Below are 4,975 nucleotides of genomic sequence, written 5' to 3' on the forward strand. Positions count from 1 at the left end.
GAGATTCCAATATCCGCCCTTTTCATTCCTTTCATAGGGACAACGATGAGAATAAGTCCCTCAGTGACAAAAATGCTGCGGAAATTTCTGTTCTGCTAAAATTTCTGTTTATCCTTCACACAGCACAGAGACGACAACGGCGGATAATTGAATGGTGAATGGGGAGATAGAAATAGAGGTTTGTTGTAAAGATGCGCGATTTTACACTGGCGAAATATAGAGAATTATGCGAAGCCGTTTTGAAAGGATACGAGCCTATGACCGTGAAATCATATTTGATGCAGAATCCATCGGGAAGTGTAGTTATAATGAGACATGATGTGGATAGAAAACCGGAAAGTGCATTGAGAATGGCGGAATTGGAGAAGGAGATGGGTATAAAATCAACTTATTACTTCAGGATGAAGAAGGGGGTCTTCAGAAAGGATATAATAAAAAAAATAGCAAGCATGGGGCATGAAATAGGGTACCATTACGAGGTGCTGGATAAGGCGAAAGGGAATTTTGAGAAGGCGATAAGGATATTTGAAGAGGAATTGAAAGCGTTCAGGAAGATTTATGATGTTAAAACAATATGCATGCATGGCAATCCTCTGAGCAAATGGATAAACAGGGATTTGTGGAGCGTATATGATTTCAGGAATTTTGATATTATCGGCGAACCTTACATCTCAATAGATTATAAGAAGGTGTTATATTTGACGGATACAGGAAGGAATTGGAGCACAAAATTCAGTGTGAAGGATATTGTGAATGTAAGGAGTGTTTTATATGATATAAAAAGCACAGATGATGTAATACAAGTATTAAATGATAGAAGAATTGAACAAATATGTATATCTGTGCATCCAAACAGGTGGAGCAGAAACTTCGGTGAATGGCTGAAAGAATTTGTGTGGCAGAATATAAAAAACGTAGGGAAGACTGGAGTCAGACTATATGACAGAAGTTTCCGTTAAAACAGCGAGCTCGCTTGACACAAAGAAGTGGAGCGATTTTGTGTATAATCATCCACACGGAAATATTTTCCAAACACCGGAGATGGCTGAAGTTTACAAGCGAGCAAAGAATTACGAGCCAATATTGTTAGCAGTTGTGGATGATACCGATGAAATTATTGCTCTTTTACAAGCGGTAGTGATAAGGGAGAAGAGTGGTATTTTTGAAGCATTCTCCTCACGCTCAATTATACAAGGTGGACCTTTATTTATTGAAAATGAAATTAAAGTACTTAAGACATTAATAAAACATTATGATGAAATAGCACAGAAGAAGGCACTTTATACGCAAATTCGGAATATGTGGGACACATCAGAAATCTCTGGCATCCTTAGTAGTATGGGTTATGAATATGAAGAGCATCTCAATTTTCTGATAGATTTGAACAGACCGGAAGAGGAAATATGGAGGAATATTCACAAGTCGAGGAGGAAAGGTATCAATAGAGCGGCGAAAAAAGGGGTATTTATTGAGGAGTTACGAGATAAAAGCCTTATTTCCATCTTTTATAATATAATAAAAGAAACATATAAGAATGCAAATATGCCATTGGCAGATATCAGTTTATTTGAATCTGCTTTTGAATTATTAGCTCCAAAGCACATGGCAAAATTTTATATGGCAAAATATAAGGATATGTATATCGGTGCTAGAGCTGTTTTATGTTACAGGGGATTAATTTACGATTGGTATGCGGGTGCGTTATCCGATTATTTATCATTGTATGTAAACGAGGCATTAGTATGGTATATTCTGAAAGAAGGAGCGAATAGTGAATATCATACCTTTGATTTTGGCGGTGCTGGCAGTCCATATAAAGAATATGGTGTGCGGGAATTTAAAAGGAGGTTTGGCGGAAAAATGGTAAATTATGGGCGATACACAAAGATTTATTCCCCCTTAAAGATGAAAATAGCGAGAATAGGGTTTGGATTATATCGAAGAGTGAGGATAAGTAAATAGCATGAGCGTCCTCATAACGCATGCAAGAGTAAGGAGTGCATTAGTTGCCACTCAAAGTTTAGGCAAACGAGGTATAAAAGTTACGACCGCAGATAGTATATATCCAGCCACTTCCTTCTTCTCAAAGTATTCTTCATCATATTTTATATATCCTCCCTACAAATTATACCCTGAACAGTTCATAAAATATCTGAAGCGATTTATTGAACGGAAAAATATAAAGGTTTTGATGCCAATATACGAAGAAACTTTTGTGATTTCAAAATATAGAGAGAAATTCTCTAACAGTGTAAATATGGTTGTAGCCGATTACGGGACTCTTAAAAAGGCTAATAATAATTATTATTTGGTGAATTTTGCTGATGAGATTGGTGTAAAAACTCCTCAAACATGGAAAATTGAGCGCCTTGAGGACTTGAGGCGTGTGGCAAAAGAAGTGGAATATCCTGCTGTGATAAAATTGGTAGAAGGCGTGGGCTCAAAAGGACTGCGTTTTGCTCATTCGGAAGATGAATTAATAGCAAAATATATAGAAGTAATCAAAAAATTTCATCTTAAACCGTTTGAATATCCCATAATTCAAGAGTATATTCCGGGTGATAGCTATGGAGTTTCCTTAATATTCAATTGTGGGGAGCCGAGGGCAATATGTATATATAAAAATATCAGGACATATCCAATCTATGGTGGACCAAGTACTGCAAGAATAAGCATCAAACATGATAAAATGAGGAGAAATGCCATAATTTTGCTTAGAGAGCTCAACTACCACGGTGTTGCGGAAGTTGAGTTCAGAATAGATGAGAGGACAAAAGAACCTGTTCTGATGGAGATCAATCCGAGATTTTGGGGCTCTTTAAATCAAGCCATTTGTGCAGGTGTGGATTTTCCCTATCTGCTCTACAAGATCGCAACTGAAGGTGATGTGCATCCCGTACTTACATATAATGCAGGTGTGAAAACGAGATGGATGCTTGGAGATTTGAGAGCCCTTATTGATCATATTAGAACGGAGAGAAGAAAGGAGATATTGAAAGATTTTTTTAAATTCCATAGGCAATATTATGACGACATATCTCTTGACGACCCACTTCCATCAATTATTGAGTTCCTGACGCCTATGATGAACTTCATTAGATCTGGTAAGCCAAAGTTCAGTCCTGAAGAGGAGAGATAGTTCTCTGTGGAAAATGAGACCCATGCCAAGCTTGATACCTCGTTTCAATATGGATTACGGATTCAGTGATTTGATATACGGCATGAAAGCTATTTTTTCGGGGAATCACTTTGATTTGAAACCATTAGAATCGCTTTTTGGTAAAAAGAAGTTTCTGTTCACAAATTATGGAAGGAGCTCATTGTATTTAATATTGCGCGCTTTAAATCTGCCAAAAGGAGCGAAAATAGGGGTTCCTTTATATTCATGCACTGTTGTTTTTGATGCGATTGTCAATGCTGGTCTTGTTCCTCGTTTCATTGATATTAATATTGATACTTATACAATGGATCCTATGGATTTAAGGGATAAGATAGAGGATGTAAGCGCCGTTGTTGTGATACATACATTCGGACATCCTGCAGATATGGATAAAATCAGAGAAATAGCGAAAGATGTCCCAATTATTGAGGACTGCGCTCACTCATTATTGAGTGAGTATAAGGGTAAGAAAACAGGGACATTGGGTGATGCCTCCTTTTTCAGCCTTGCGAAATATATCTCTGCGGGAGATGGCGGGATGATTATATTGAACAATGGATTCAAAAATTTTGAAAACAGCTTGAATCGGGAAATATCTTTATTGGATGATCCTTCAAATTTTAAAGAACTCGCACATTCTATTTTCATGTATATGTATTCTTTTCTTTACCATAGACCTTGGTTTGGAATGTTCGCATTTCATATGGGATCCTTTGTGGAGAGAAAAGTTGATATTGCCCGCAAAAGAGTGTTCAGAGTATCAAAAATTGGAAGGAGCAATTTGAGCGTGTTTTTAAGGAAATTAAAAACTTTTAAGGAAAAGGTGGAACGGCAGAGGAGAAATTCTAGGATATTATTGGAGGAGTTAAAAGATACGAATCTGAAATTACCTTATGAGCGAAAGAATACATGGTGTAATTATTTTCTCTTTCCAATACTTTTTGAAAGTGGAGATGAGAGGGACTATGTTTATAAATATCTGAGAAAAGCGGGTGTGGATTCCGCAAAATTATACAGTACAACGCCGTATGTGGCGAAAAAATTATACGGATATAAAGGAGACTGTCCAAATACAGAGAAATTTGCGAGCAGGGTGATGACAATACCTAATCATTACACTCTTACTAAAAGAGAGTTGATAAAAATTGCCAATATTATTAAGAAAATTATGTTGAAATAAGATTTTAATAGATGTAGGGTATCTAAAACGAGTATAATAATTAGAGGGGAATGAAATTAAAATTTGCACGAAAAAGAGATTAGGTGAGACTGAGCTGATGGGTTTAAAGCATTATTGGGATCAAGTTGCCAGAAATTATGATTCTAGACATATGAAGTCCTGGACTGTGCACTGGTATATTGATAAACAACGAGTGGAATCCCTCCAATCTATGATAAATAATGATGAGAATAATATTTTAGATGTGGCGTGTGGTACAGGGTATTATTTAGAATTATTTTTAAAAACTCAAAAAAATATTGTTGGTGCGGATTTATCAGAGGAAATGATCCGAATTTGTAGACAAAAAGGGCTATTCATGACTCTGGTTGCAAATTATGAAAAACTTCCATTCAAAGATTCCAGTTTTGATCTCGTTCTTTGCATAAATGCCTTTCAATATGCTGATAACCCCTCCAAAGCTTTGGCTGAGTTCAGCAGAGTTATAAATAAAAATGGGAAAATTATATTAACATTTTCCAATTTATGGTCTCCAAGGGGTTTTATCTATCTCTTTCGGAAATTATTAAAAATTCAAAGTCATCCACTTAATAGACATTCTATCTTAAGTTTAAAAAAGTATGCTAAAATAAATG

At 36.1% G+C, this 4,975-nt stretch carries 5 protein-coding genes; all 5 read left to right on the forward strand.

Annotated elements, in window-relative coordinates:
- The first annotated feature begins 191 nt into the window (after positions 1-191).
- Positions 192-959: a hypothetical protein gene (locus LWW95_11575; GenBank protein ID MDL1957665.1), complete on the forward strand. Its 768-nt coding sequence runs from the start codon at positions 192-194 to the stop codon at positions 957-959.
- Positions 940-1,962, forward strand: a complete 1,023-nt coding sequence (locus tag LWW95_11580; protein ID MDL1957666.1) for a peptidoglycan bridge formation glycyltransferase FemA/FemB family protein — start codon at positions 940-942, stop codon at positions 1,960-1,962. The genes LWW95_11575 and LWW95_11580 overlap by 20 nt, the downstream gene beginning before the upstream one ends.
- Before the next feature lies 1 nt (position 1,963).
- A complete protein-coding gene (locus LWW95_11585) occupies positions 1,964-3,139 on the forward strand; it encodes an ATP-grasp domain-containing protein (GenBank protein ID MDL1957667.1) in 1,176 nt (391 codons plus the stop codon).
- A gap of 115 nt (positions 3,140-3,254) precedes the next feature.
- Positions 3,255-4,340 carry a DegT/DnrJ/EryC1/StrS family aminotransferase gene (locus LWW95_11590; protein MDL1957668.1) on the forward strand — a complete coding sequence of 362 codons (1,086 nt, stop codon included), beginning with the start codon at positions 3,255-3,257 and terminating at the stop codon, positions 4,338-4,340.
- Between the two features lie 151 nt (positions 4,341-4,491).
- Positions 4,492-4,975 (forward strand): class I SAM-dependent methyltransferase (locus LWW95_11595; GenBank protein MDL1957669.1); only part of this gene is annotated, 484 nt, incomplete at its 3' end.

The organism is Candidatus Desulfofervidus auxilii (assembly GCA_030262725.1).
Lineage (GTDB): Bacteria > Desulfobacterota > Desulfofervidia > Desulfofervidales > Desulfofervidaceae > JAJSZS01.

Bases quoted from the DNA above. Each gene is read 5' to 3' on its own strand.
- LWW95_11585 (MDL1957667.1), top strand. From the start codon at position 1,964: ATGAGCGTCCTCATAACGCATGCAAGAGTAAGGAGTGCATTAGTTGCC.
- LWW95_11575 (MDL1957665.1), top strand. From the start codon at position 192: ATGCGCGATTTTACACTGGCGAAATATAGAGAATTATGCGAAGCCGTT.
- LWW95_11580 (MDL1957666.1), top strand. From the start codon at position 940: ATGACAGAAGTTTCCGTTAAAACAGCGAGCTCGCTTGACACAAAGAAG.